Origin of the sequence: Acinetobacter sp. YH12112 (assembly GCF_013418945.1) — a bacterium.
In the GTDB taxonomy this organism is placed as follows: domain Bacteria; phylum Pseudomonadota; class Gammaproteobacteria; order Pseudomonadales; family Moraxellaceae; genus Acinetobacter; species Acinetobacter indicus.
This window is the reverse complement of the sequence record NZ_VPBA01000021.1, coordinates 31,664-57,154: the sequence shown is the minus strand read 5'-3', so window position 1 is coordinate 57,154 and position 25,491 is coordinate 31,664. Positions and strand designations below refer to the sequence as shown.

The 25,491-nt window shown below is 45.9% G+C and carries 30 protein-coding genes; 2 read left to right on the top strand and 28 right to left on the bottom strand.

What is annotated here, in order from left to right:
- Nucleotides 1-128 precede the first annotated feature (128 nt).
- Together zapE and FTU50_RS09360 are read right to left on the bottom strand one after the other, a co-directional pair.
- Nucleotides 129-1,283: a cell division protein ZapE gene (gene zapE / locus FTU50_RS09365; RefSeq protein ID WP_005177549.1), complete on the bottom strand. Its 1,155-nt coding sequence runs from the start codon at nucleotides 1,281-1,283 to the stop codon at nucleotides 129-131.
- An 83-nt stretch (nucleotides 1,284-1,366) separates the two neighbouring features.
- Nucleotides 1,367-2,374, bottom strand: a complete 1,008-nt coding sequence (locus FTU50_RS09360) for an AraC family transcriptional regulator (protein WP_075166796.1) — start codon at nucleotides 2,372-2,374, stop codon at nucleotides 1,367-1,369.
- Between the two features lie 157 nt (nucleotides 2,375-2,531).
- On the opposite strand from FTU50_RS09360, the gene FTU50_RS09355 reads away from it, so the two are divergent.
- A complete protein-coding gene (locus tag FTU50_RS09355; protein WP_160241354.1) occupies nucleotides 2,532-4,061 on the top strand; it encodes an NAD(P)/FAD-dependent oxidoreductase in 1,530 nt (509 codons plus the stop codon).
- Nucleotides 4,062-4,102: 41 nt separating this feature from the next.
- Entirely contained in the window at nucleotides 4,103-5,011 is a 909-nt protein-coding gene (locus FTU50_RS09350) for a lysine exporter LysO family protein (RefSeq protein WP_180054538.1), read from the top strand.
- A 69-nt stretch (nucleotides 5,012-5,080) separates the two neighbouring features.
- On the opposite strand, the gene pyrF is transcribed toward FTU50_RS09350, so the two are convergent.
- From pyrF to rsmG, 26 genes are all read right to left on the bottom strand, one after another.
- Entirely contained in the window at nucleotides 5,081-5,761 is a 681-nt protein-coding gene (pyrF, locus tag FTU50_RS09345; RefSeq protein WP_160243264.1) for an orotidine-5'-phosphate decarboxylase, read from the bottom strand.
- A 245-nt stretch (nucleotides 5,762-6,006) separates the two neighbouring features.
- The gene (locus FTU50_RS09340) at nucleotides 6,007-6,372 is read right to left on the bottom strand and encodes a lipopolysaccharide assembly protein LapA domain-containing protein (RefSeq protein WP_180054540.1); all 366 of its coding nucleotides are present in this window, start codon (nucleotides 6,370-6,372) and stop codon (nucleotides 6,007-6,009) included.
- Between the two features lie 25 nt (nucleotides 6,373-6,397).
- Nucleotides 6,398-6,703, bottom strand: a complete 306-nt coding sequence (locus FTU50_RS09335; protein ID WP_005177533.1) for an integration host factor subunit beta — start codon at nucleotides 6,701-6,703, stop codon at nucleotides 6,398-6,400.
- A 160-nt stretch (nucleotides 6,704-6,863) separates the two neighbouring features.
- Nucleotides 6,864-8,540, bottom strand: a complete 1,677-nt coding sequence (gene rpsA, locus FTU50_RS09330; RefSeq protein ID WP_005177527.1) for a 30S ribosomal protein S1 — start codon at nucleotides 8,538-8,540, stop codon at nucleotides 6,864-6,866.
- A 106-nt stretch (nucleotides 8,541-8,646) separates the two neighbouring features.
- Nucleotides 8,647-9,330, bottom strand: coding sequence for a (d)CMP kinase (cmk, locus tag FTU50_RS09325; protein WP_180046258.1), 684 nt, complete (start codon nucleotides 9,328-9,330; stop codon nucleotides 8,647-8,649).
- 27 nt (nucleotides 9,331-9,357) lie between these two features.
- Nucleotides 9,358-9,789: an SRPBCC family protein gene (locus tag FTU50_RS09320; RefSeq protein WP_180054542.1), complete on the bottom strand. Its 432-nt coding sequence runs from the start codon at nucleotides 9,787-9,789 to the stop codon at nucleotides 9,358-9,360.
- A gap of 57 nt (nucleotides 9,790-9,846) precedes the next feature.
- Entirely contained in the window at nucleotides 9,847-10,368 is a 522-nt protein-coding gene (gene tadA, locus FTU50_RS09315; protein ID WP_180054544.1) for a tRNA adenosine(34) deaminase TadA, read from the bottom strand.
- 3 nt (nucleotides 10,369-10,371) lie between these two features.
- The gene (locus FTU50_RS09310) at nucleotides 10,372-11,496 is read right to left on the bottom strand and encodes an enoyl-CoA hydratase/isomerase family protein (RefSeq protein WP_005177517.1); all 1,125 of its coding nucleotides are present in this window, start codon (nucleotides 11,494-11,496) and stop codon (nucleotides 10,372-10,374) included.
- Nucleotides 11,493-12,206: a uracil-DNA glycosylase gene (gene ung, locus FTU50_RS09305; RefSeq protein ID WP_180054546.1), complete on the bottom strand. Its 714-nt coding sequence runs from the start codon at nucleotides 12,204-12,206 to the stop codon at nucleotides 11,493-11,495. The genes FTU50_RS09310 and ung overlap by 4 nt, the downstream gene beginning before the upstream one ends.
- Nucleotides 12,207-12,247: 41 nt before the next feature.
- Nucleotides 12,248-12,844, bottom strand: coding sequence for a 6-carboxytetrahydropterin synthase (locus FTU50_RS09300; RefSeq protein WP_005177512.1), 597 nt, complete (start codon nucleotides 12,842-12,844; stop codon nucleotides 12,248-12,250).
- A gap of 147 nt (nucleotides 12,845-12,991) precedes the next feature.
- Nucleotides 12,992-13,951, bottom strand: a complete 960-nt coding sequence (gene gspK / locus FTU50_RS09295) for a type II secretion system minor pseudopilin GspK (RefSeq protein ID WP_171526201.1) — start codon at nucleotides 13,949-13,951, stop codon at nucleotides 12,992-12,994.
- 33 nt (nucleotides 13,952-13,984) lie between these two features.
- Entirely contained in the window at nucleotides 13,985-14,620 is a 636-nt protein-coding gene (gene gspJ / locus FTU50_RS09290; protein WP_152342358.1) for a type II secretion system minor pseudopilin GspJ, read from the bottom strand.
- The gene (gspI, locus tag FTU50_RS09285; protein WP_228288776.1) at nucleotides 14,617-14,988 is read right to left on the bottom strand and encodes a type II secretion system minor pseudopilin GspI; all 372 of its coding nucleotides are present in this window, start codon (nucleotides 14,986-14,988) and stop codon (nucleotides 14,617-14,619) included. The genes gspJ and gspI overlap by 4 nt, the downstream gene beginning before the upstream one ends.
- 115 nt (nucleotides 14,989-15,103) lie before the next feature.
- The gene (locus FTU50_RS09280) at nucleotides 15,104-15,676 is read right to left on the bottom strand and encodes a prepilin-type N-terminal cleavage/methylation domain-containing protein (RefSeq protein WP_160241360.1); all 573 of its coding nucleotides are present in this window, start codon (nucleotides 15,674-15,676) and stop codon (nucleotides 15,104-15,106) included.
- Nucleotides 15,677-15,681: 5 nt separating this feature from the next.
- Complete coding sequence (locus FTU50_RS09275) at nucleotides 15,682-16,296, bottom strand: TetR/AcrR family transcriptional regulator (protein ID WP_016658223.1); 615 nt, start codon at nucleotides 16,294-16,296, stop codon at nucleotides 15,682-15,684.
- Nucleotides 16,297-16,356: 60 nt separating this feature from the next.
- Nucleotides 16,357-17,130, bottom strand: coding sequence for a TatD family hydrolase (locus FTU50_RS09270; protein WP_168381360.1), 774 nt, complete (start codon nucleotides 17,128-17,130; stop codon nucleotides 16,357-16,359).
- Nucleotides 17,131-17,159: 29 nt separating this feature from the next.
- Nucleotides 17,160-17,501: a PilZ domain-containing protein gene (locus FTU50_RS09265; protein WP_005177501.1), complete on the bottom strand. Its 342-nt coding sequence runs from the start codon at nucleotides 17,499-17,501 to the stop codon at nucleotides 17,160-17,162.
- A gap of 11 nt (nucleotides 17,502-17,512) precedes the next feature.
- On the bottom strand, nucleotides 17,513-18,496 hold the full coding sequence (locus tag FTU50_RS09260; protein WP_180054548.1) for a DNA polymerase III subunit delta': 984 nt from the start codon (nucleotides 18,494-18,496) through the stop codon (nucleotides 17,513-17,515).
- An 8-nt stretch (nucleotides 18,497-18,504) separates the two neighbouring features.
- On the bottom strand, nucleotides 18,505-19,269 hold the full coding sequence (gene kdsB / locus FTU50_RS09255; protein WP_104488987.1) for a 3-deoxy-manno-octulosonate cytidylyltransferase: 765 nt from the start codon (nucleotides 19,267-19,269) through the stop codon (nucleotides 18,505-18,507).
- Nucleotides 19,266-20,282: a tetraacyldisaccharide 4'-kinase gene (lpxK, locus tag FTU50_RS09250; protein ID WP_075174512.1), complete on the bottom strand. Its 1,017-nt coding sequence runs from the start codon at nucleotides 20,280-20,282 to the stop codon at nucleotides 19,266-19,268. The genes kdsB and lpxK overlap by 4 nt, the downstream gene beginning before the upstream one ends.
- Before the next feature lie 6 nt (nucleotides 20,283-20,288).
- Nucleotides 20,289-22,013, bottom strand: a complete 1,725-nt coding sequence (gene msbA / locus FTU50_RS09245; protein ID WP_180046260.1) for a lipid A export permease/ATP-binding protein MsbA — start codon at nucleotides 22,011-22,013, stop codon at nucleotides 20,289-20,291.
- Entirely contained in the window at nucleotides 22,013-22,435 is a 423-nt protein-coding gene (locus FTU50_RS09240; RefSeq protein ID WP_005177483.1) for a biopolymer transporter ExbD, read from the bottom strand. Before FTU50_RS09240 ends, msbA begins: the two co-directional genes overlap by 1 nt.
- A gap of 8 nt (nucleotides 22,436-22,443) precedes the next feature.
- Nucleotides 22,444-23,076 (bottom strand): MotA/TolQ/ExbB proton channel family protein, encoded by a 633-nt coding sequence (locus FTU50_RS09235; RefSeq protein ID WP_005177480.1) that lies wholly within the window; start codon nucleotides 23,074-23,076, stop codon nucleotides 22,444-22,446.
- 31 nt (nucleotides 23,077-23,107) lie between these two features.
- Nucleotides 23,108-23,995, bottom strand: coding sequence for a ParB/RepB/Spo0J family partition protein (locus FTU50_RS09230; protein WP_180046262.1), 888 nt, complete (start codon nucleotides 23,993-23,995; stop codon nucleotides 23,108-23,110).
- On the bottom strand, nucleotides 23,992-24,774 hold the full coding sequence (locus FTU50_RS09225; RefSeq protein WP_005177476.1) for a ParA family protein: 783 nt from the start codon (nucleotides 24,772-24,774) through the stop codon (nucleotides 23,992-23,994). The genes FTU50_RS09230 and FTU50_RS09225 overlap by 4 nt, the downstream gene beginning before the upstream one ends.
- Before the next feature lie 24 nt (nucleotides 24,775-24,798).
- On the bottom strand, nucleotides 24,799-25,431 hold the full coding sequence (gene rsmG, locus FTU50_RS09220; protein WP_016658229.1) for a 16S rRNA (guanine(527)-N(7))-methyltransferase RsmG: 633 nt from the start codon (nucleotides 25,429-25,431) through the stop codon (nucleotides 24,799-24,801).
- Between the last annotated feature and the right edge of the window lie 60 nt (nucleotides 25,432-25,491).

Genomic DNA, 25,491 nt, shown 5'->3' with positions numbered 1-25,491 from the left:
GTGAAGAAACCCCTTTCTCTGATGAGGTCCAGAAGCAATACAACCCATCCAATGAACGGATTCAACACGCCAATTACAAGATGGATTTAGAGATCGCTAAATTGAAACGATCTCTATGAATCACACAATTAAGACGCTTCAGTCGATGCACCCGCAGCTGAAATCTGACGATGCGCTGCATGTAAATAATCATCTGACTGCATTTCCAGCAAACGTGAACGCGTCCGTTCAATTTCAAAGGCCAGTTTTTCACCTTGGTAAAGTTCAATAATCGAATCTTCTGAGGTTAATAGCAGCTTTACGCCACGATCATAAAACTCATCGACCAGATAAATAAAACGGCGTGTACCATCGGCCAGATAATCGGTTAAATGCGGCACATTACTGACCAGCACGGTATTGTACAGGTTGGCAATTTCAATATAGTCAGCTGGGCTACGCGGTTTCAGGCACATTTCCGAGAATTCACACCACAACACATCTTCAGTATGCGCCACCGTTTCAATTAAACGGTTGTTGATGGTAATGGGCTCATCCGAATGGGTTTGGGTATGAGTCAGCGCATCAAAACGCTGCGCCATCCAGACATTATGATCATGTGTCAGCGGTGATTTAAACAGTTGCGCCTGTTTTAACACGCGTAAACGGTAATCCACTCCTGCATCGACATTTAAAATGGCACAGTTCTTTTTCACCATTTCAATGGTTGGAATAAAGCGGTCACGGTGAATACCATTTTTATACAAGCCATCTGGCGCGATGTTTGAGGTGGCCACCAAAGTAATACCGCGATTAAACAGCTTCTGGAACAGGTCGCTGAGAATCATGGCATCGGTCACGTTAGATACAAAGAATTCATCAAAACAGATGATCACCGCATCTTTATAAATCTGGTCAGCCACTGTATCGAGCGGGTTACGCTGCCCTGACAGTTTGTTCAGTTCACGATGCACATGCTGCATAAAGTGATGGAAGTGCATACGGATTTTGCGGCGAAACGGAATTGATTCATAGAACTGGTCCATCAGCCAGGTTTTACCGCGTCCAACCCCACCCCACATATACACACCGCGCGGAGATGTCTGACGACGAAAACGGCGAAAGGCCTTTTTCGAGGCTTTATAACGCTGAATTAACTCTTGCCACACCCGATCCAGCTCGTGTACCGCTTCGGCCTGTGCTTCATCTGGCATGAACTGCCCCGACGCCAACGCCTGTGCATAGCGTTCTGCCGGAGACAATGGAGTATATGCTGTGTTGTGGGATGAGTTGAAGTCAGACATATTATTCAGTACTTTTGGGGTTAATAAATGATAACGAAGATAACCGCCGCACAATATACCACTTTGGGTTTAAAATGCTTAGGCTATTTCCCATACTGGCGCGGACTTTGTCCAAACCAGCGTTTAAAGGCATGATTAAAAGCTGCAGGTTCTGAATAACCCAGTAACTCTGCAATCATTTCAATTGAATAAGCTTGATATTCAATTAATCTCAATGCCTTGTCTTTAATTAAATCTTCACGAATCTGTTTATAACTGGTGTTCAACTGCTGCAACTGATGCCGCAAGGTACGTTCTGGAATCTGTAAGGCCTGCGCGGTTTCTGCCATAGTCGGCATCACGCCCTGCTGCAATTCCAGATAATCTTTGACCCGCTGCACCAAGGTCGGTGCCTGATCTTCCAGTTTTAAGCGCTGCAGCTCTTCAATACACTTTTCTTCAAAGGTCTTGAAGGTAATTGAATCAGCGGATGGAATTTTCACTTCCAGCACCGACTGCTCGAACCAGAACGCTGCATGGTCATGGCCAAAACACAAGTCATGACCATAATAGTCATGATAAGCCGCCAGGGCCTGTGCCTGATCTGGCCGTGCAAATGGCAGTTCAATACGGATTTGCGGCACATTCAGGCTCATCATCTTGTAAAGATCCTGAATAAACTTGAAAGTCCCGGAAATTTCACATTGCGCCCGCAGCATACCCAAATCGCTATCCAGATCATTCGGCAGATATTGCAGCGCCACCCGATCTGCTTCATGTTTCAGCTTTAGCTGCCCCGTCAGATGAGTCAACCCCTGATACTGAATGCCTTTTTCAATCGCGGTCGCAATGGTGTCAGAGGTTACCAGTAACATCAGCAAGGGACCATAACCGGCCAGTGCATAATGCTGACCAATAAAAATACCCTGCTCAGGTCGCACCCCGGCGCCAATAATCTTCAGAATATCCAGTTCCAGTCGCGGATGAATCACCGAACTGGCATCTAACGCATCTGCATGCAGCCCGATACTTTGCAAACGCTCATCCACATCAATTCCGGCATTTCGCATACCTTGAATTAAGTACATGAGACCGAGAATGGATCGTTTCATAGGGGCGCTTGAGTCACGTCTGTGTATCTGTTTTACTATATCATTCACTATTTTTAAATTGCCGAAAATATCAATTTTTTTGTCAGTGCTATCATGGCATCTGCACTGATCCGCTTATATGCTAATCATAGAAATAAAAAGAAAAGGATATACAACTATGCATGATGCATTGTCAAATCATGATTTTTCTACAAATCATGCCGTTCAAAAAACTAAAATTGCCATTATTGGTGCCGGTTTTGGTGGCTTGGCGATGGCCATTCGCCTGCTGCAGCAACAGATCACCGATTTTATTATTCTGGAAAAAGCCAATGAGGTTGGTGGTACCTGGCGGGAAAACCAGTATCCGGGTGCGGCCTGTGATGTGCAATCGCATATGTATTCCCTGTCATTTGCGCCCAAAACCGACTGGTCAAAACGCTATGCCGAAGCGCCAGAGATTTTTGCCTATATTCAGGGCCTGACCGATCAGTTCCAGCTCAGAGATTATTGCCAGTTTCAGACTGAAGTCCTGTCTGCGCATTATCAGGAACAGGACTGCGAATGGCATTTACAGCTCAATCAGCAGCGCAAGCTAATTGCCCAATACGTGGTATTTGCCTCCGGACCCTTGCATGTGCCGCAAATTCCACATATTCCGGGGATCGAAAAATTTAAAGGCAAGGTCTTTCATTCATCGCAGTGGGATCATCAATACGACTTAAACGGTAAAAATGTCGCCTCAATTGGTACTGGCGGCAGTGCCATTCAATATATTCCGGAAATTGCCCCACAAACCAGACAGCTGTATGTATTTCAGCGTACCGCCGCCTGGGTGATTCCACGCGATGAACGACTCTATAGCCAGCTTGAAAAAAAGCTGTTTAAAAAGTTTGACTGGTTTAGAAAACTGCACCGCGCCCGCCTGTACTGGTCCAATGAATCCCGCGTGGTGCCGATTGTAAAACCAGGGGTAATGAAATATACCCAGAAACTGGCCGAAGCCTTTTTAAAATATCAGGTCAAGGACAAACGCATCGCCGCCAAGCTGATTCCTGACTATATTATGGGTTGTAAACGTATTCTGGTCTCCAATAAATATTATCCGACCTTTAATCGCACCAATGTCGAACTGGTGACTGATGCCATTCAGGAGCTGACTGAACACAGCATCATCACCAAAGATGGCAAAGAACGCCCAATTGATTGTCTGATTTATGGCACCGGTTTTATTACCGATCCGCGCATTTATCTGAAATCGTTTGATTGTGTCGGTGAACATGGCGTGGAGCTGAAACAGGCCTGGAAAGATGGCGCCGAAAGTTATTATGGCATTTGCACCAAAGGCTTTCCCAACCTGTTCCAGCTGCTAGGCCCCAATACCGTGCTGGCGCATAATTCCGTAGTGTTTATGATTGAGGCACAGGTTGACTATATTTTGCAGATGATCAAGCTGGTCGAACGTACCCAGACCGATGCCATAGTCATTAAAGATCAGGTTCATGATGACTATAACCGTTATGTTCAGGAGATGCTGGCCGGGACCATCTGGCAATCCGGTTGTGTCAGCTGGTATCAGCAAGATGGCGGTAAAAACTTTGCCCTCTGGCCGACCTATACCTGGAAATACTGGTTAAAAACCCAGAAAGTGAATCCGGCTGATTATCGCTTACTGAATAAACGTGCAAAACAACAGCTGGCCAGCTAATTCAGGCATAATAAGCAGGAATTGATTTTAGGCGAGTATAGATGCAATCCTTTTGGCTTATTTTCCAGCTACTATTTTGTCTCTATCTCGGCTATGCCTTTGCAGCCCGGTTTCCCCGCTGGCTGCAACAGCTTATGCTGAAACTGTTACCTTATTTCAGCTATATTCTACTGATCGCCATTTCACTTGAATTTGCCCAGACTTTAAACCAAATCCCTCAACCGGAACGTATTTTAACCAGCGCAATGCTGATTTCATTTAGCACCAGTCTCGGTGCTTTCGCCTGCTGTTATGGCCTGTTTAAATGGGCCGGCTTTCAGCCCAGCCAAGGACGCGTATCCTTTAGTCTGGTACTACAATCCTTACTCAATATCAGTTATGCCTTCATTGCTTTAGCCGCTGGTTATCTGCTTTATCTGGGCAGTGAATATTGGCAGCTCAATTTACATATTAGTACCTGGCATTTATTGCTGGTCTTTATGCTGATGATTGGCTTTGATCTCGCACGCGCACCGCTTGACCGTTCCTGGTTAAACTGGAACATCCTGCTGGTGCCAGTGGGCTGTATTGTTGGCTCGATTTTAGGGGCGCTGTTCTGCTTATTCTGGCTATCACACATTTCCCTAAAAGATCTGATCATGCTGTCGCAAGGCTATGGCTTTTATTCCATGAGCGGGATTGTAATTAGTGAACTGCGTACAGCTGAACTGGGCAGTATTGCCCTGATGAATGATTTATTCCGCGAAATCTTTGCGATTGTGCTGATGTATCTGATTGGTTGGCGTTATCCGCGTGCGGCCATTTCTTCTGCCGGCGCTACAGCGATGGATGTGACCTTACCAATGGTGAAACAGGCCTGTGGCAATGACTTTATTCCTCATGCCATGGTCAGTGGTTTTGTGTTGTCAGTATTGGCACCTATCGTGGTCAGTATTCTGGCAGTGATTTAGATTTAACCTCTTCCAACCTCCCTTTACAAAGGGAGGAGTCCCCCTTTGGAAAAGGGGGGTTTAGGGAGATTACAACGTCGCTAGAATATCTTTAAGCATTTGACGAGGATGTTCCGCCTTGGTAATTGGGCGACCAATCACCAGATGTGTAGAACCATCCAGCATCGCCTGTTTAGGCGTGACGATACGCTTCTGGTCATCTGCAGCTGAACCTTCAGGGCGAATCCCCGGCGTTACCAGAGCAAACTCCTGACCCAAGCTTTCACGTAGCATCTTGGCTTCTTGCGCTGAACAAACCACACCATCTAAACCACTGTCTTTGGTTAAGGCAGCTAAACGCTTCACCTGTTCAAATGGCTCAATATCTAAACCGATATCACGTAAATCTTCACGACCCATTGAGGTCAAAACAGTCACAGCAATAAGCTGGGTATTGTAATTCCCTGCTTTTAAGCGCTCTACACAGGTTTCCATCATTTTTCGGCCGCCAGAGGCATGCACATTCACCATCCACACCCCTAAGTCTGCTGCCGCACATACAGCCTGAGCTGTGGTATTAGGAATATCGTGGAATTTTAAATCCAGAAAAACTTCAAAGCCTTTATCTTGCAGTGCTTTGACCACTGCTGGCCCTTCATGGGTAAACAGCTCTTTACCGACCTTAACCCGACATAAGGCTGGGTCTAGCTGCTCGGCAATTGTCATTGCGTCGTAATGACTTTTTGCATCTAAAGCAACGATAATACTCATGAGAAGACCCTTAAAACTGACAAAATTAAAGCATTATACGAATTTCAAATCTGGCAACCAAGTGAATTTTATTGAATATAAGCAAAGCAGTTAAATTAAACTGCTTATTTATAAAACCTTATGGATTAAACTAAGCGTTTCAAAACATGGCTGCATAAAAAAACGCTTAGGAGATCAGCTCTTAAGCGTTAAATATTTCAAGTTGCAGACCTCAAAAAAGCCATTCAACTTTATTCAAGCGTCCACTATAAAGGTGTAGATGAACGATCATTCGGATGAATATCGACTACCGTTTTTTCATGGCGTGTATTTGCAGCCGCCTCAGCCGCTGCCAACTGTGCCGTATGAATTTGCTCTTTGCGCAGATGGTCAATATCTTTACGCAGTCGCTTGATTTCCCAGTTGGTCTGGAATACGCGGAAAATCTGCACACCCAGTAAAAGTCCAACAACAACACCCAGTGCCAGGGTCAGTAATAACAATAACCCCAAACGCATGGCTGGAACTTGAGTGAACAAAAGGTCAACCGACAGCTCGGTCCCGTTTTGTAAAACCAGAGCCAATGAATAGCCAAACAGTACAATCAATAATGCGACTAAGACGTAACGCATAAACACACCTCAGGATATAAATTAATTATTTCTCTGCAGATGCGTTCACTGCATCGCGCAATGCTTTACCTGGTTTAAAATGAGGTACCGCTTTTGCCGCCACTTTAACTGACTTGCCCGTTTTCGGGTTACGACCTACACGTGGCTCACGATGATGTAATGCAAAGCTACCAAATCCACGAATTTCAATTCGGTTATCTGCAGACAGTGATTCAATCATTTGATCAATCATAATCTTAACAGCTTCTTCAACTAAAGGTTCCGCTAAATGTGGATTTTTTAGGGAAATTCGCTCTATTAAGTCAGACTTATTAAGTGCTTCAGTAGTCATCTGCGACCTCTTTAATTATCAAGCTACTTTAACTTAAAACCGATAATAACCTGTTTAAATACAAAACGGTAGCGCAATAAGTTAATACTACGCTACCGTTTACAGTATTTGTGTAAAAAGTAAGAGTTAAATTACATTAATCATACTTTTCCACAGCTACTTAGTGGTTCATCTGAGCTTTGATCAGATCACCAATAGTCTTAGGACCATTGTCTTGAGAAGCTGTTGCTTGACGTAAGTTAGCTACTGCTTCTTTCTCTTCAGCTTCGTCTTTCGCTTTGATAGACAAGTTGATAGAGCGAGACTTACGGTCAACGTTGATGATTTTCGCTTCAACTTCTTGACCAACTTCTAAGAACTTAGTTGCATCTTCAACGCGATCACGGTTGATTTCAGATGCTTTCAGAGTTGCTTCAACTTCGTCAGCTAACTTAACAGTCGCGCCTTTCGCGTCAACTGCAGTTACAGTACCTTTAACCAGCGCACCGCGTTCGTTAGCAGCTAAGAAATCGTTGAATGGATCGCTGTTCAATTGCTTGATACCAAGGCTGATACGGTTGCCTTCAGCATCTACAGACAGGATAACCGCTTCAACAGTGTCACCTTTCTTGTAACGACGAATCGCTTCTTCGCCTTGTTCGTTCCAAGAGATGTCAGACAAGTGAACTAGACCATCGATACCGCCTGGTAAACCGATGAAGATACCGAAGTCAGTGATTGACTTGATTGTACCTGAAACTTTTTCACCTTTGTCGTGGTTCTTAGCAAACTCTTCCCATGGGTTAGCACGAGTTTGTTTGATACCAAGAGAAATACGACGACGCTCTTCATCAACTTCAAGAACCATAACGTCAACTTCGTCACCGATCTGAACAACTTTAGATGGGTGGATGTTTTTGTTTGTGTGGTCCATTTCTGAAACGTGTACTAAGCCTTCAACGCCTTCAGCGATTTCAGCGAAGCAACCGTAGTCAGTTAAGTTAGTTACGCGAGCTTTAACGATAGAACCTTTAGGATAACGGCTCATGATCGCTAACCATGGATCTTCGCCTAATTGTTTCAGGCCTAAAGATACGCGGTTACGTTCTTTGTCAAACTTAAGTACTTTAACAGTAACTTCTTGACCAACTTCAACAACTTCTGATGGGTGCTTGATACGTTTCCAAGCCATGTCAGTGATGTGAAGAAGACCGTCGATACCGCCAAGGTCAACGAACGCGCCGTAATCAGTAAGGTTCTTGATCGTACCTGTAACTGTTTGACCTTCTTCAAGCTGAGCAAGAAGCGCTTCACGGTCAGCTGAAGATTCAGCTTCCATAACAGCACGACGAGAAACAACAACGTTGTTACGTTTAGCGTCAAGCTTGATAACTTTGAATTCTAACTCTTTACCTTCAAGGTGAGTTGTGTCACGGATAGGACGAGTGTCTACCAAAGAACCTGGTAAGAACGCACGAACTGGACCGATGTCAACAGTGAAACCGCCTTTAACTTTACCAGAGATAACACCAGTAACGATTTCGCCGTCTTCAAAGATTTTTTCAAGTTTAGTCCAAGTTTCAGCACGTTTCGCTTTTTCACGTGATAAAACTGTTTGACCCATACCGTTGTCGAGAGCTTCAACAACAACATCAACAGTATCACCAACTTGAACTTCAAGTTCACGTTGTTCATTTAAGAATTCAGCACGGTCAACAATACCTTCAGATTTAAGGCCAGTGTCAACTGTTACCCAATCAGAGTCGATGCTTACTACAACGCCTTGGATGACAGCACCCTTTTCAACGTTGAGGTTTAATTCGCTTTCTTCAAAGAGGGCTGCAAAAGATTCGGTCATGATATTTCCGATAAAGTCAGCGGTCTTGGATCAGACAAGGCCGGTTTAGTTAAGCGTTTACATAGTCCGTATAAAACTGATCAAGCTATGCATTCGCTGAATAAATTTAGTTTGCTAACTGCTGATCGACATAACGTGTCATCAGTTGAAAGACTTCATCGATGTTCAAATCTGAACTGTCAATGATGTAAGCATCAACCGCTGGCTTGAGTGGAGCAACTTCGCGCTCCATATCTCGTTTGTCGCGAGCTTCGATATTAGCTAAAATGTCGTTTATTTTAGCATCCAGCCCCATACCCTGCAACTGTTTTACACGTCTTTGCGCGCGCGACTCTGCCGATGCAGTCAGATAAATTTTGGCTTGTGCCTCAGGAAAAATGGAGGTGGCCATGTCACGACCATCGGCTACCAGCCCCGGCACTTGGGCAAAAGCACGCTGACGGGCCAACAATGCCGTTCTAAGTTCCGGAATTGCTGCTACTTTTGAAGCATATTCTCCGACACGTTCGGTACGGATGGTCTGGCTGACATCTTCGCCATCCAGCATGACCTGAGTGCCGGTTGCTGTGCTCTGAAATTTGATGTCTAAATTTGTTGCAATTTCGATGCATTTGCCCAGTTCGCTACCCAGACTTTCCAGCAAATCTGCCTTATGCAATGACAGCCCGAGCAGACGATACAACGCGCCTGAGTCCAGCAAGTGAAATTGATAATGTGCAGCCAGTTTGGCGGCAAGCGTACCTTTACCCGAGCCACTTGGCCCATCAATGGTAATAATTTGAACTGTCATTGCGTTTCCAGACATATTTACAGATTTTTATACAGATTTAGCCAGTTTACTTAAACCGATTTTAATTCCAGTTTTCAACTGAGCAAGAATGAGTTTACTGACAAAAGGCGCGCGTGCCTGCAGCTCAATCCGGTAGGTCACCAGGGTTTTATCTTCTGCCACAGGCTCAAATTCAATCACGCCCAAATGATGTTTCACCAACGGATTTTTAATAATTTTATATTCAATCCTTTGATTTGGCTCAAGCACCGTAATCTGCTCCTGCAAAGGCTTAACCGGGCCAAAACCCATCCGGCGCACTGAACCCACACCATCCGGGCGTTCAGGATCAGCGGAATCCTTGACACGCTTAACCTGCAAAGGTGCAAAAGCGGTGTTATAGGTGGCATGTTTCGACATTAATTCAAATACCTGTGCTACAGGCGCATTAAATTCTTTTTTAATTTGAATAGCGTTCATTTTATTGTTCCTAAAGGGATTCAATCACGTACACGGCTTAGTGTAGAGGAAAATGCTTTAAAGATTCTGATCATTTAAGGACTTTTGTTGTAATTTTTGCTGTCTTTTCTGCTCACGACGCAGCTTGAAAAAATCTCTCAACTGGGCTGCACACTGGGTTTGTAAACAGCCCGATTCAAACTCAAACAGATGGTTATAATAGCCACTGTCCAGCAATTGGCGTGTACTAACCAGAGAACCGGCTTTCGGCTCGGTGGTACCAAATACTACCCGTTTTACCCGGGCATGAATCAGCGCACCCACACACATGGTACACGGCTCTAGCGTGACATAGAGCGTGGTATCTTCCGGCAAACGGTAATTTGCAATGTGGCTACAGGCCTGACGAATCGCCAGAATTTCAGCATGCGCAGTAGGATCATTCAAGGAAATGGGCGCATTATAGCCTGACCCAATAATCTGGTTCCGACTGACTAAAATTGCCCCGACAGGAATTTCTCCCTGCGAGGCCGCTAATGCAGCCTGCTCAACAGCATGCTGCATCCAGTATTCATCAGAATAAGCTTCTACATCAGACATAAATCAGCTGATAACACCATGACGTTTCAGTAGATCATTCCAGCTTTGAATTGACGTCACCGGTGGATCATCAGCCAGAATACCTTTCAGACTGCGATCAGCGCCCTGCTTCCACTCTGGAGATAAATCCTTATCGACCAGACGGGCACGCACACCCTCAACAAAGTCAGGATGATTGATTTTCCAGGCCGAAATCTGGGTTTCCAGTTCAAACACTTCATTCCATGAATGCACCTGTTTGCCCCATTGCCATAATAACCAGCTTAGGGCTGCAGTTGTCAGTGAACCTTTTTGCAGGTTTTCACTGGCCTGACGCAACCAGTCACTACGCGCATCACTTAGACCGACAATTGCTTCATAGTCATGTTCAAAGTTGACACCACGACACACGCTATGAATCACATCCAACGAATTCTGTAATGGCCCCGGTCCAACCGGACGGTGCATACTGTTTAAGGTATCATCAATAGCACGGAAATCCCCGGCCGGATAATGATCCCAGTCAATATTAATCATCCGGTCCAACACCACATCACGTGCGACATCACAGATATGTGTGGCCCAGCCAATTCCGTAAGCGCCGGCGGCAGTCATAATCGAACCGGTTAAACCAGTGAACAGACCAATAGCACCCCGATCTGCCAGAAAGCGCGATGCACCTACATCTGGATAAAGACCAATATTAATTTCCGGCATCGCCAGACGTGAATGTGGGGTTACCAGACGGAATGGTGCTGCCATAAACAGACCCAAACCACCGCCCATCACATAACCTTCACCCCAAACCAGCACCGGCTTGGCATAGTTATGCAGCAACAAATCCAGCGCATATTCCTGTTCAAAGAATTTATTGGCGGCCTCAACTTCGTCATTAATCACCAGTTGACGCAGTTTGCGCACATCACCACCGGCACAGAAGGCTTTTGGTGTAGTGGAATCGAGCCAAATGGCTTTCACCTGCTCATCCGTATGAAAGTCCTGAAAGACTTCCAGTAAAGCAGTCACGATAGATTCATCCAGTGCATGCAACGACTTTGGGCGATTCAAACGAACAATACGCCAGCCATTTTGTGCTTCTTCAACAATTAAATCGGGATGATACTGTTTCAATACGGGAGTTTGTGTCATGCGTCCAGCTGCCAGTCTATAGGCTCAATGCCATGTTGTTTCAGGTAATTATTTGTTTTTGAAAACACTTTACATCCAAAAAAACCACCACGGTTTGCCGCCAGCGGCGACGGATGTGCGGCTTTCAAGATTAAGTGTTTATTCGGATCAATGCGTTGTCCCTTACGCTGTGCATAGGCACCCCATAAAATGAACACAATATGCTCACGCTGTTCATTTAGGACATCAATCACATGATCTGTAAATTCTTCCCAGCCCCGCTTCTGATGCGATGTTGGCTGTGCAGCCTCAACAGTCAGGACACTGTTTAACAGCAGCACACCCTGTTCCGCCCAACGGGTTAAATCGCCATGCTTGGGAATATCTAGCCCCAAGTCGGTATGTAACTCATGGAAAATATTACGTAAAGATGGCGGTAATGCAACCCCTCTCTGTACAGAAAAGCTCAGGCCATGTGCCTGATTTGGACCATGATAAGGATCCTGGCCCAGAATAACGACTTTGACCTGCTCCAGCGGCGTGGCATTTAGTGCATTAAAAATTAAGCCACTTGGTGGATAAATCACTTTATTGGCTTGTTTTTCTTCGAGTAGGAACGCTTTTAAGGCATCCATTTTCTCACCCAGCAAAAAATCGCTCAGGGCATATTTCCAGCTCGCATCTAACTGAACCTTCTCCAGTTGCGCGTGTTGCTGTTCAGTTAAAGACATACCTGTATTAAATCCTTTATATCCATGTCAGGATGTGTGTATTAGAGTTTAACCTGTAAATCTACGCTTGGGTTTTGGAATTTAATACCCTGTTTCAATTTTTCATACATCTCTGGATCTGACCATTCCGCGCGCACCTGCGCTGAAAACTCGATCTGATCCAAGGCAAGCCGTCCCATTTGTTCATTTTCAATATCTTCCAAAAAGCTTTGCGCATAACCGGTATCGGTTTCATGCACAATTACCGAATAGACTTCAACATCACCTTCACCATTCTGGGTGATGGTTGAGGCCAGCACCTGCTGTGCCAAAAAGAAGAAAATACGGGAAAACTGCTCGGCAGATGGCGACACCGGTAAAGAGACCCAGCGTGCACTGAAGTTTTGGCAGGCCTGAATATAATCCGGATTGTCCTGTTGCCAGAAACAGATCGCATGATCGAAAGAATCAAAAATTTCTTTAATCACACCTTTTAGCAAGCCAAAATCATAGACCATTTGACCATGATCTAATTTCGTTGCCTTAAGTAACAGCTCAACTTTATAGCTATGGCCGTGTATTGAACGTTTACAGCGGTCTGAAGTGCAGTTACGCACAATATGAGCATTTTCAAACTTAAATAACTTACGAATTAACATGTGTCCCGATCAGGCCAGATTATTTGTGAATCGACTATTAATTATAAAGCAAAATTAAAGGAATAAGCATTAAATTTGCTGTTTAACTTGATAGCTAAAACCTATCTCGCTTTATGCACAGTGAAAATTGCGCTGAAAGGCTGTGTTTTAAAATGGTGCCATGCTGCGATAGGCCACATAAACCGTTTTTTTATCGCGCACCAGATCACTACTAAACTGGCGTTTGCGTTCACTCAGCATCACTTCAATTTTTGCCTTAAAGTAATTGGACTGTACCCCCAGTAAAGCACCGACCTGAGCTTTCAGGGCGGCATCCACCTGTTTAAAGGCATCCAGCTCCCACAGTTCCTGCGTATTGGCAAAATGCTCCAGATTGGCCTGACGCTGTTCCAGCACCTGCTGAATCTGGTTCACATCCAGCTTGTCATCAATACTGGCCAGCACCAAAGCCGGTGCCGTATTGATGTTGATACTGGTACTGCGGTTCGGCAAAGCACTGACATAAGGCAGTAACAGCTGATATTGACCTTCTTCAAAGCCGCGTACCTGTTTCAGTTCTTCGACACTATAAAACAAGGAATTTGAAGGTAAATAACCATTAGGTAGGCCCTGATAATAGCTACTCTCGGCACCCATCGGCCCGATGGGTAAATCATCGGCATCTTGCCAGTCAATTACCGCTTCACTGATTTGGGCAGGCAAGCCAACACGCACCAGCAGCCGTTCAAAATACAGTTTGGCATTTTCATTAACATTGCCATTGTCATTCAGCAAGGCATTTAAATTGAACTTCCCCGATTCATCACTCAACACACCCGCCACAAAACCATCTTCGACAGGAAAGGCTGGCATCGGCTGGGCCCAGTTTTCTTGCAGATGATCGACCTCGGCAGCATTTTCAGCATCATCTTTGAGCAATTCAGCGAAGAAGGCTTCGGCACTTTTGGCATAGAGCAAGGACTGGTTCTGCCGCATTAAATAAGCAGTACTTTCTGCTGTATAGGCCTGACGTTTGGCAATGGTCGCCGCCAAAATGGTGGCCAATGCCACCATCATTAAAATGGTGATTAGCGCAATACCCTGTTGCTGTTTTATGTTCTGTCTCATTGCCCCATTCACTGCCTGTCTTTAGTGCCTGTTTTATGATGTGGTTTTATTGTCTGATTTCAGGAAGTCAGTATTTAACAGGCTAAAAATCCATTCATATTGTACATCTTGTACGGTTAAATTTATTTTAATGCCTTTTGGCAGTTTGCGTTTTTGTTGATTATCATTTAAGTCAATACTGCTGTCTGGCCAGTTACTCAGCTCCTGCGGATTCAGCACACTGACCTGAAACTGGCTAACATTGTCCAATAATACGCTGGAAACCGGCTGATCCTGCCCGGATTGATGCAAATTGGCATATTTCAGACGATACAGTTTTTGTTCGTCGGCCCGGTACTGATATTCAATCCGTTCAGTGGGGGCAATGCCCTGCTGCAAAGGATCGGTCACACCGGTCTTGCTAAAATTAAAACGGCCGTTTTGTAATACCAAAGCTGGCTGAATATCATTATTGATGTTGGCCGTCAGCGGTACAATCTGAATGCTGTCACGCAAGATTTGCTGATAGGCACCCTGCAATCCTTCTAACTGCTGTTCATGCCACTGGTTACGGTCTTTGACCTTGACCAGATAATCAAATACTTTCCAACCCAAGGCAGACAGCACCGCAAAGATGGCAATGGCCACCAGCAGCTCGACCAGAGTAAATCCGCGTTTAGCCTTAATCATTGCGCCACCCGATGATTAAAAAACACCAAATGGGTGATGCCGGCTTCAACCTGACCGGTATCGGGGTTAAATAAGCTGACCTGCACTTCTACCCGCTGCACATTCGGGCTAATGGTCGGCTGTGCGCTTTTATCAATTTGCCAGCTTTCACCTTGCAGGGTGACCTGTTTTGATTGCGTACCCGTCAGCCAGTCCTGCTGGATTTCCATTAGAGCCTGTTCGTTTAAGGCCACAAACTGCGCTTTGGTTCTTAAAATGGCATGAGAGGTCGACTGGGTATATTGCATGGCCACTTGAGTCAGCGCCATGGCAGCTGTAGCGAAAATCGCCAGTGCCACCATCACTTCTAATAAGGTAAAACCGGCAATACGCTTGAATCGGGTCTGATGCGGATATGCTCGTAATCGGTACGCGGATGTTGAACAGCTGGAAAAAAGCCGGCTCAGTTTTTGCAGATCAGGCGATAAGAAGGCTGAAAATAATCTATTCTTCATTCACGATCTTACCCAGATGATCAATTTCGATTTCAGCCCCAACCGGACGCTGCTCGAAATAAAACTGAATCCGTACCGGTTTAATTTCGCCATTACCGAGCCAGATCAGTTTCGGCGCATCGCCTTGCAGCAAGGCGGCATTCTGCGCATTCTCAAAGCCGTGTTGTAAAGGCTGGATCTGAAAGCTCACTCCATCGGGCAAACTTTGCATCTCAAATTCGGCATATTTTTGCCAGCGGGTCGCGGTTTGACTGAGCATGACGCTTGAACTGTCGGTAGCGGTGGTTGCTGGCAAATATTCCAGAACTTCATAACGAAATGGTGACACATCGGTGGCATTTTGAACATTTAGAGCCAGCACACGCGATTGATCGTCCGCTTCGCGTTGCAGCTTCTTCACATCCATCAAAAACACTTCACGTGCCTGCATGGCGCTGCGCTGGTCCACCCCGCCAATATTCATCAGCACCAGTGAGGCGGCAATGGCCATGACCACAATCACCACCATCAATTCAATGAGTGTAAAACCACGAACAGATGAGAAGTGATGCGATCTAGTCATGAGATTTAGACGATCTGTTCGAGATGTTGAACTTGTTTCGGCAAGGCCAGTGCCTGATCGATATAGGCCACGCGCAAGGTGTCACGTGAACCCAGATAACGCTGGTAAAAACTGGAATTTAGAATGGCCGCCGCACCGTGCGTCAATGACCAGATCGAGGCCAGATAATCACGCACTGACATTTTGCTCTGAATTGATTCCAGATAATGCTCGGTCATGCGAATAATCAGACGCAGGCGCTGTTTACGCACCTGATACAGTTCGTTAAACAGATGGTTGATGCCCATACCGGTAGTCGACAGGCGCTCTTCAATCTGATGGAACAGTACCGTGCGCTCTGGATGATGCAAGTGATGCAGCATAAAGAAGGCCAAATGTTCAGGAAACTTTTTCTCAGCATCCTTGATCATTTCGAGCAGCATGTTCTCATTACGAATAATCAGCAACATGTACAGCTCGTCTTTACTCTGGAAATGTTTATAAAGCGTGCCTTTGGCCAGGTCTAATTCTGCGGCCAAGGCATCAAGCGTCATCCCTGCTTCGCCATTTTCTAATAGCAACTGCTCTGCCACTTGAAAAATTAAGGTTTCTCTTGCTCGAAATTGAGCCTGACGATCCATCTTCACCCTATAAACTCTCTCTTATGCACTTATCGGTCAGTTTTAAAAATTTCTAGATTTTTACTTTTGGTTCAAGAGGTTTTCAAAATTCTGCATGGTTATGAAAGCCATCTCTTCCAGTGACTTATCATATACATCACTCAGGGCTTTGGCTACATATGGGACATATTTTGGTTCATTTGATTTACCACGATATGGCATTGGTGCCAGATACGGTGAATCGGTTTCAATCAGAACGCGATCTAGTGGCACCTGCTTGGCCACATCCCGTAAATCCTGGGCATTTTTAAAAGACACAATACCCGAGAAAGAGACATAGTAACCGCAGTCCAGTACCGCTTTGGCGGTTTCCCAATCTTCGGTAAAACAGTGCAAAATCCCATGGGTTGATTTTTCTGCGCGGATAATATCAACCGTATCCTGCTTGGCTGAACGGGTATGCACCACCACCGGTTTTTTTACGATTTGCGAGGCATGGATATGGCGGGCAAAACAGTCTTTCTGCTCGGCAATAAAATCGGTACTGTGATAATAATCCAGCCCGGTTTCCCCCAGCGCCCAGACTTTTTCCGGTTGTGCCAGCTCGACCAGATAGTCAGTGGTGGCACGCGCCATGGTGGCCGCATCTTCACAAGGATGCACACCCACGGTATAACCGACATCTGCATGACGTGCGGCAATTTTTGCCAGTTCGATATGGTCATCCAGATCGACCGAAATACTCATAAATTTAGATACGCCGGCTTCTCGCGCCTGCGCCAATGCCAGATCCAGATTTCCATCATACGGAGTTAAATCGAGCATGGTTAAATGACAATGCGTATCTACAAACACAGGCGTTTCCTACAACAACTTAGAACAGACTACATAGTGTAACTGTTTCGATTTGAAGACTTAAGTCCTGCCAGTAGTCTTTCTGCTTCTGCTTTGTAATACAGACCCTTTTCACCACTGAGTTGAATACCAAAGCCCTGTAATTTCACCCCATTCTGTTTTTGTGAAATCCAGATTACTTTACCGGTCAGTGGAATTTTTTGTGATTGTTCCGGCAAGGTCGCCAGTACAAAGATTTCTTCGCCCATCTGCACCGGTTGCTTGGAAGGAATAAACAGTCCGCCATCGACCACATAGGGCATATAACTTAAATAGAGCGTTTCTAGATCTGGAATATTGGCCTGGATAATTCCGCCCATACGTGGCTGCATACTGTTTCCCCTTAAAGATTCATCAATTTTATACACAGCTGATCAAGAATCAGATTGCTTTGAACATTCTGCTCTGTCATCTGTTTTGATTGTTGTATATCACTATAAATATCAAATAATGCTTCCAGCGAATACTGCTCGGCCAGCGCGCTTAGTGTCAGGTCGATGTTTTTCACCGGTTGATTTAGCTTGACACAAATCAAATCTGACAACAAGTATTCAAACATCTGACCAAATTCACCAAAACTCAGCTCTTTATTCCACTTGGTCGCAATTGCCATCGGCATATTTTTTTGACTGACCAATTTTTGCCAGTCTTGCACAAAGTCAGCGCGCTTAAAGAACCAGTCCTGCTCGGCCACCTGAATGGCTTGCAGCGGCATCTGATTGGACAGGTTCATCAGCAGCTGTTTTTGCTGCTCGCTGCTTTCCGGCAAGTGCTGGCTTAAAAAATCATGGGCCAGTTCCGGAGCAATCCGGTCAAGGGCAAAATGCTGTAAACGACTGCGAATAGTCGCGGGCAGCTTTAGGTAATGATCGGCCAGCAGGATAATCACCACCCGCTCGCCCGGCTCTTCCAGTGTTTTTAGCAAGGCATTGGCAGAAGCAATATTCAAGGCTTCTGCCGGCTCAATCACAATAACCCGCCAGCCATCTACGGTTTGTTGCACAAATGGTAATAAATCACGGATCTTCTCGATCTTAATTTTCGCGTTTTGTTTTTTATTCTCTTCATCGATCGTGACATAAACATAATTCGGATGCGTATCTGATTTTAACCATTGACAACTGCCGCACTCGCCACAGGGCAGATTGCGCTCATGACGATGCTGGCACAAAATCCAGGCCAGAAACTGCTGCGCAAAAGCTTCTTTGCCACAGCCTTTTTTACCATAAAACAGCAGTCCATGGCCCAACTGGGGAAATCTGCCCGTTAGTGTATCCCAAACTGTTTGCTGCCAGGGATAAATCTGCGCAGTCACTTCATTCTGCATGGCCAGCTCTACGATTCAAAATGTGCAAGATCAAGCGCATTCAAACGATCCAGATCTTCCTGGGTATCGACACCCGGCGGTAAATTGGCTTCAGCCACGGCAATCGCAATCCGATGTCCATTTTCCAGCACCCGCAGCTGCTCCAGACTTTCCAGACGCTCCAGCAGACCCATCTCCCAAGTCACATATTCCTGTAACAGTTTTACCCGATAGGCATACAGGCCCAAATGACGATAAGCCTGATCATGCAATTGCGGCACGGCATTTTTCGCCCCGTCACGATCATAAGGAATGGTCGCACGGCTAAAATACAAAGCCTGATTGTGCTTGGACATCACCACTTTGACAATGCTATCACGCTGAAACTCATCCAGCGCATGAATCGGTTCACACAGTGTCGACATCGAACAGCCAGGCTGATCGACCAAGAGCTGCGCCACCTGTTTCACCAGCTGCGCGGGCAACAAAGGTTCATCACCTTGCACATTGACAATAATGTCATCACTGGCCCAGCCTTTAATCCGCGCTACTTCACTTAAACGGTCAGTCCCAGAAGGATGATCCGCTGAAGTCAAGACCACATCCACCCCTTCAGCGCGGCAGACATCGGCAATACGCACATCATCTGTCGCCACACATAAGTCATCAAAACCTTCAACTTTTTTGGCCTGATCCACCACCCGTAAAATCATGGGACGGCCATGAATTTCAAGTAAGGGCTTACCCGGTAAGCGTGAACTGGCAAAACGTGCAGGAATAACGATGTGTTTCATAACTGTCCTTCATTCAGGGTCAAACCCAGCTGCGCTAACTGTTGATGCAAAACCTGATAACAGGCGGGTGACAATACCGCTTCAACCGGCACCACCCAGATTTCCCGGTTAAAATCAGGATACTGTTTCAGCAAGGGCAAAATTTTCACCGCATCTTTTTCGGTGGTAATAATCGGTTGATGATCTTCAAACTGCAAGTCATCAATTTCATAATCATGATGATCTGGAAATTCGTGGCACTGGAATTGCTGGATGCCCATCGACTCTAAGGTGCGATAAAAACGCTGCGGAAAACCAATCCCAACCACGGCATAAAAAGCATCTTGCGGATTAAACACCTTACCCTCTATGGCATTAAGTAAATAAGGCTCAGCCACTTCCAGATGCATATTCAGCGCTGAACTTGGCTGTGCCGCATGTTCAATCACGGTTGCTGTATTCAGGCGGCTTTTCGGCTCTCGCAAATAACCTTCAGGCAGAATTTTTTCATTGCCCAGACCGCGATTATTATCCAGCACAATCCATTCCAATTGGCGATTGAGCGCCAGATGTTGCAAACCATCATCACTGATAATCAGGTCCAGTTCATGTCTGGACAGCAGCAATTCAATACTCTGCTGACGATTGGCACCGACCGCCATTGGCGCACCGGTAGATTGTACAATCAGACAGGGTTCATCGCCGACCATATCTGGCGTCGATTCAAAATCAACATAGGCCGGGAATGGGCCTTTGCCGCCATAGCCGCGGCTAATTACGCCAACACGCACATTCAGGCTATGCAGATAATTAACCAGATGAATCAGCAGCGGCGTTTTGCCGCTACCGCCTACGGTAATGTTGCCAATCACCATCACCGGCACTGGTGCGGTATAGGCTGCTTTCATCCCCGAAGCATACAGCTTCTGATTCAGCACACTGCCACCACGATATAACAGCGCCAACGGCCGTAGCACAACCAACCATTTGGCTTGCTTGTTCCAAGCGTCCTGAATGAATTGTGCAAATGACATGGCTGATTATTCCTCGAAATTGCGCTGATGCAACTGATAATAAGCACCCTGCTGGTTTAACAGTTCCTGATGGGTACCCTGCTCAATAATACGCCCCTGATCCATCACCACAATACGGTCGGCATTTTCAATGGTAGATAAACGGTGTGCAATGACAATGGTGGTACGATTCTGCATCGCTGCATCAAAGGCACGTTGAATAAAGTATTCAGATTCATTGTCTAATGCACTGGTCGCCTCATCCAAAATCAGGATCGGCGCATTTTTCAAAATGGCACGGGCAATCGCGATACGCTGACGCTGACCACCGGACAGGTTTAAACCCTGCGCACCGAGTGGTGTGTCATAACCTTGTGGTAAGGCCATAATAAAATCATGCGCATACGCCGCTTTGGCCGCCGCGATGATCTCTTCATCCGACGCACCTTCCAGCTGACCATACGCAATATTTTCACGCACGGTACGGTTAAACAGCACCACCTGCTGATTGACCATGGCAATTTGGGTACGCAGGCTATTCAGTTCAATCTGATGAATATCCAGCCCATCCAGCTTGATCTGGCCTGAAGATAATTCCTGAAAACGCACCAGCAAATTAACCAGTGAGCTTTTGCCCGCCCCTGAACGTCCGACCAGTGCCACGGTTTCACCGGCTTTAACATTCAGGCTAAAGTCATGAATGGCATGATGGCCATCGGCATAGACCAGATTGGCCTGATCAAATTCAATATTGCCTTTTAAGGCTGGAGTTAAGGTACCAGTATTTTTTTCTTCCGGCATATCCAGCAGTTCAAATACTGAATGCGCCGCCGCCATACCGCGTTGCAGTTTTTCGTTGATATCGGTTAGCGCTTTAATTGGTTTGCTCAGCATCCCGGCAGCAGTAATATAAGCCACAAATTCACCAGCTGAGGTATCGCGTAAAATTTCCGGGCGCAGTGCAATCCAGATCACAATGGAAAGTGCAATCGACATGATCAGCTGTACCACCGGACTGTTGAGCTGCTGCACAGCTACCATTTTCAGGCCGCGGCGCAAGTTTTCCAGTGAGTTCTGTTTAAAGCGTTCCTGCTCGTATTGATGACCGGCAAAACCTTTCACCACCAGATTGCCGTTTACAGTTTCCTGCACCACGTGGTTCACATCACCCATGGTATCCTGCACCTGAATTGACAGCTTACGCATACGCTTGGCGGCTTTCCGGATTAACAGGCCAATCAGCGGCGCGAAAATCAGAATACAAATGGTCAAACGCCAGTTGCTATAAAACAGGTAACCAAGTAAGGCGATAGTAATTAAACCCTGTTGCAGCAAGGTACGCAAAGATTCGGTGGAAGCCGCTGTCAGCTGCTCCACGTTATACATGATTTTGGCAGTAATGTGGCCACTGGTATTGTCCAGATAATACTGCGACGGTAAGCGCAGCAATTTGGCAAATACTTCCTGGCGCACATTAAACACCAGATTACGTGAAATGACCGCGGTATAGTAGCCGCCCAGAAACAGGCCGACACCACGGAAAAACATCAGCAACACCACCAGAAAAGGAAACAGGTGGGTGAAGGTGTAGTCTTTTTCCTGAATTGCCGTAATAATTTTTTCCAGCAACTTGGCCACTGAAACTTCAGTCGCCGCATTGATGGCAAAACCCAACACAACCAGAATTGCGATTCCCCAGAAAGGTTTTAAATAACCGAGTAGACGCAGGTAGACTTTATAATCCGGATTCACTAATAGCCTCGAGTTGGTACTTTCGTACTGATGTTAATGTTGACGAAACCCAGTTGTCCCGCAACATCCATGACACGAATCACATCCTGATGAGAAGCTTTCGCGTCTGCCGCAATGATAAACATTAAATCACGTCGATCATTGGAAATTTGTTTAATTGCTGTATTTAAATCAGCAACTTCCTTGCTGGAAAGCGCCTGCCCGTTGACCGAATAATGCCCGGAGGCATCGACCACCACCTCGACTTTCTGGTCATAGGCTTTCGGTGGCACCCCTTGCGCTTCCGGCAAGGTCAGGTTCATCCGGCTAAACTGGTTAAAACTGGTAGACAGCAACAGGAACACCAGAATAAATAGCAAACAGTCAATCATTGGCGTCAGGTTAATATGAATATCTTCCACTTGCGAGCGTTTGAATTTCATAGGTCACCTTAGCCTGCTTTTTTAATGTCTTCATCAACAATCTGGGTTTGATGAAACAGCGCAGCATGAAACAATGTCGCCTGCTGTTCCAGCTCGGCCACATATTCCTGTACCAGACGCTGGAAATAACGGTAAGCAAATAAGGCCGGCACCGCAATCAGCATACCCGCTGCGGTGGTAATCAGCGCCTTGGAAATCCCCGGAATCATTAAAGTCGGGTTGCTTGAACTGATATCAATCATCAGGAAAGATTCAATAATCCCCAGAACGGTCCCCAATAAGCCGAGCAGCGGTGCTACAGCACTTAAAGTCCCGAGGAAATTAATATTTTTTTCCAGATACCCAATTTCCTGAGAGGCTGTCGCTTCCATCTGCGCACGCGCAAACTGTTCAGACTGGTGTTTATTTTGCGCACCAGCCATAAAGATTCGGCCCAAAGTACTGTGCTGTAAATTTTCCGATTGCTGCAACTGCTGTAACACGCCTTGCACCGGCTGTCCGGTTTGTAATTGCAAGGCTTTCGGCACCACACCGGCACGCTTAAGACGTAAAAAACGCTCAATACTGATGGCCAGCGTAAACACAGAGCACAACAGTAACGGCAGCATCAGCCAGCCGCCTGCTTTTACCAATTCCCACATTCGATTTTCCCCAATAAATCTACAATAAAAATTAATCAGCCAAGCAGATATTTAAAATACCATCTAGTTCTTCTAAGGAGTGATAGCTGATCACCAGCTTCCCCTTACCCTGCTTGTTATGATCAATTTTGACATTGGCACTGAAACGCTCTGACAGACGTTGTGTCAGTTGCTGAATATCCGGTGCCGGTTCTGCTTTTGGTTTTTCTGTTTTTGGTGCGCTCCAGTCACGCACCAGCTGTTCGGTCTGACGGACCGACAAACTCTTTTCAATCACCAGTTCAGCCACTTTCAGCTGATCTTTGGCTTTTAAGGTCAAAATGGCGCGCGCATGGCCCATATCCAGCAGCCCTTGCTGCATCAGGTCTTTAACTTCTTCAGTTAAAGTCAACAAACGCAACAGGTTACTGACCGTAGTTCGTGCCTTACCGACGGTGTCGGCAATTTCCTGATGGCTCAGACCAAACTCGTCATGGAAGCGCTGCAAGGCCATGGCCTGATCAATCGGATTCAGATCCTGACGCTGAATATTTTCAATTAAAGCCAGTGCAATCGCCACCTGATCGGTCAGGTCACGGACAATTGCCGGAACTTCGGTGAGTCCCGCCAGCTGTGCGGCACGCCAGCGACGTTCACCAGCAATAATTTCATACGGATGCTGTTCGTCATCAATCGGACGAATCACAATAGGTTGCATGACCCCGTGTTTTTCAATCGAGGCGGCAAGCTCCTGTAAGTCCTGTTCATGGATAAAACGGCGTGGCTGATATTCACCCCGTTTTAATAAATGCACATCAATCTGTTTTAGCTGACCATGATCCAAAGACTGGGCTTCAAGTTGTAATTTTTCTTTCTGGATCGACCCAAGTAAGGCATCCAAACCACGACCTTTGGCGAGTCCGCGTTTTTTTGTGGTCATGCTTTACTTCCTTTTTTCACTTTGCTTTTCTTTAACATTTCAGCTGCCAGATTCAGGTAAGCAACTGCACCCTTTGAACTTTTCTCAAAATAAATTACAGGCAAACCATGCGCCGGTGCTTCGGCCAGACGCACATTACGTGGAATCACGGTGTCATACAGTTTTTTGCCAAAATACTGCTGCAGCTCTTCAGACACATCACGGGTTAATGCATTACGCGCATCGTACATGGTCCGCAGCACGCCAATAATTTCCAGCTCTGGGTTCAACGCCTGCTGAATCCGGTCGATGGTCTGGGTTAAATCGGCCAGACCTTCCAGCGCATAGTATTCACATTGCATTGGAATCATCACGCCCTGTACCGCAGCCAGCGCATTCACGGTAATTAAGCTTAAGCTTGGCGCACAATCGACAATAATGTAGTCAAAACTTTTTTCAATTTCGCCCAGTGCATCACGCAGAATAAACTCGCGCCCTTCCTGCTCGGCAATAGCCAGTTCCACACCGGACAAATCACGGTTTGCACCTAAAACCTTATAACCCACTTCCGATTTGGTAATGGCCGTTTCAATTGGCACTTCGCCCAGCAACACATCGGTAATGGAATATAGAAGGTCGTTTTTTTGGATACCAGAACCCATCGTGGCATTTCCCTGTGAATCCATATCCACAAGTAAAACGCGCTTTTTCAAAACAGCTAACGATGCTGCCAAATTTACTGCGGTTGTAGTTTTACCGACACCACCTTTCTGGTTCGCAATCGCAATAATTTGTGCCATGGTAACCCCAATCCTTAGAATGAATTAAATATGTTTTAATAAAAGTAGATGACGCTGTTCGTCCAGACGTGGAACTTTTAGCTCGATAATTTCACAGCTGAACTCATCTTTCAATGCTTCAACCTCATCGGCCGGAATCAGACCTTTCATGGAAGCAATAATACTCTGTCCATGCATAAACGGTTTTGATGCCGCCACAAAATCGGTCAGAGATGCAAAGGCACGGCTGGTGATGACATCAAACTGGCCTAACTCACGGATACTGTCTTCATTTTCGACTCGGGTTTGGACCGCCACCACGTTTTGCAGTTTCAGATCGGCAATAAACTGCTTCAAGAAACGGATTTTTTTGCCATTCGAGTCCAGCAACACGCACTGACGTTCCGGCTGACATAAGGCAATGATCATGCCCGGCATACCGCCACCGGTACCAATGTCCAGCAAACGGCCGGCAGGTAAATCGTTGAGAATACTCAGGCTGTCGAGCAAATGCTTGACCAGCATTTCTTTCGGATCACGAATTGCGGTCAAGTTATACGCTTTGTTCCATAGCACCAAAGCATCTTGATATTGGAGTAATAAATTTAAAGTCTCATCGCTGAGCTCTAAACCCAAGGCCTGACTACCCTGCTTGAGTTCCTGAAAAAACGTATGCATAAACAATGAACGTCTCGAAAAAGTTAGCTGAAAGTATACCGATTTATCTGCCAAGTCACA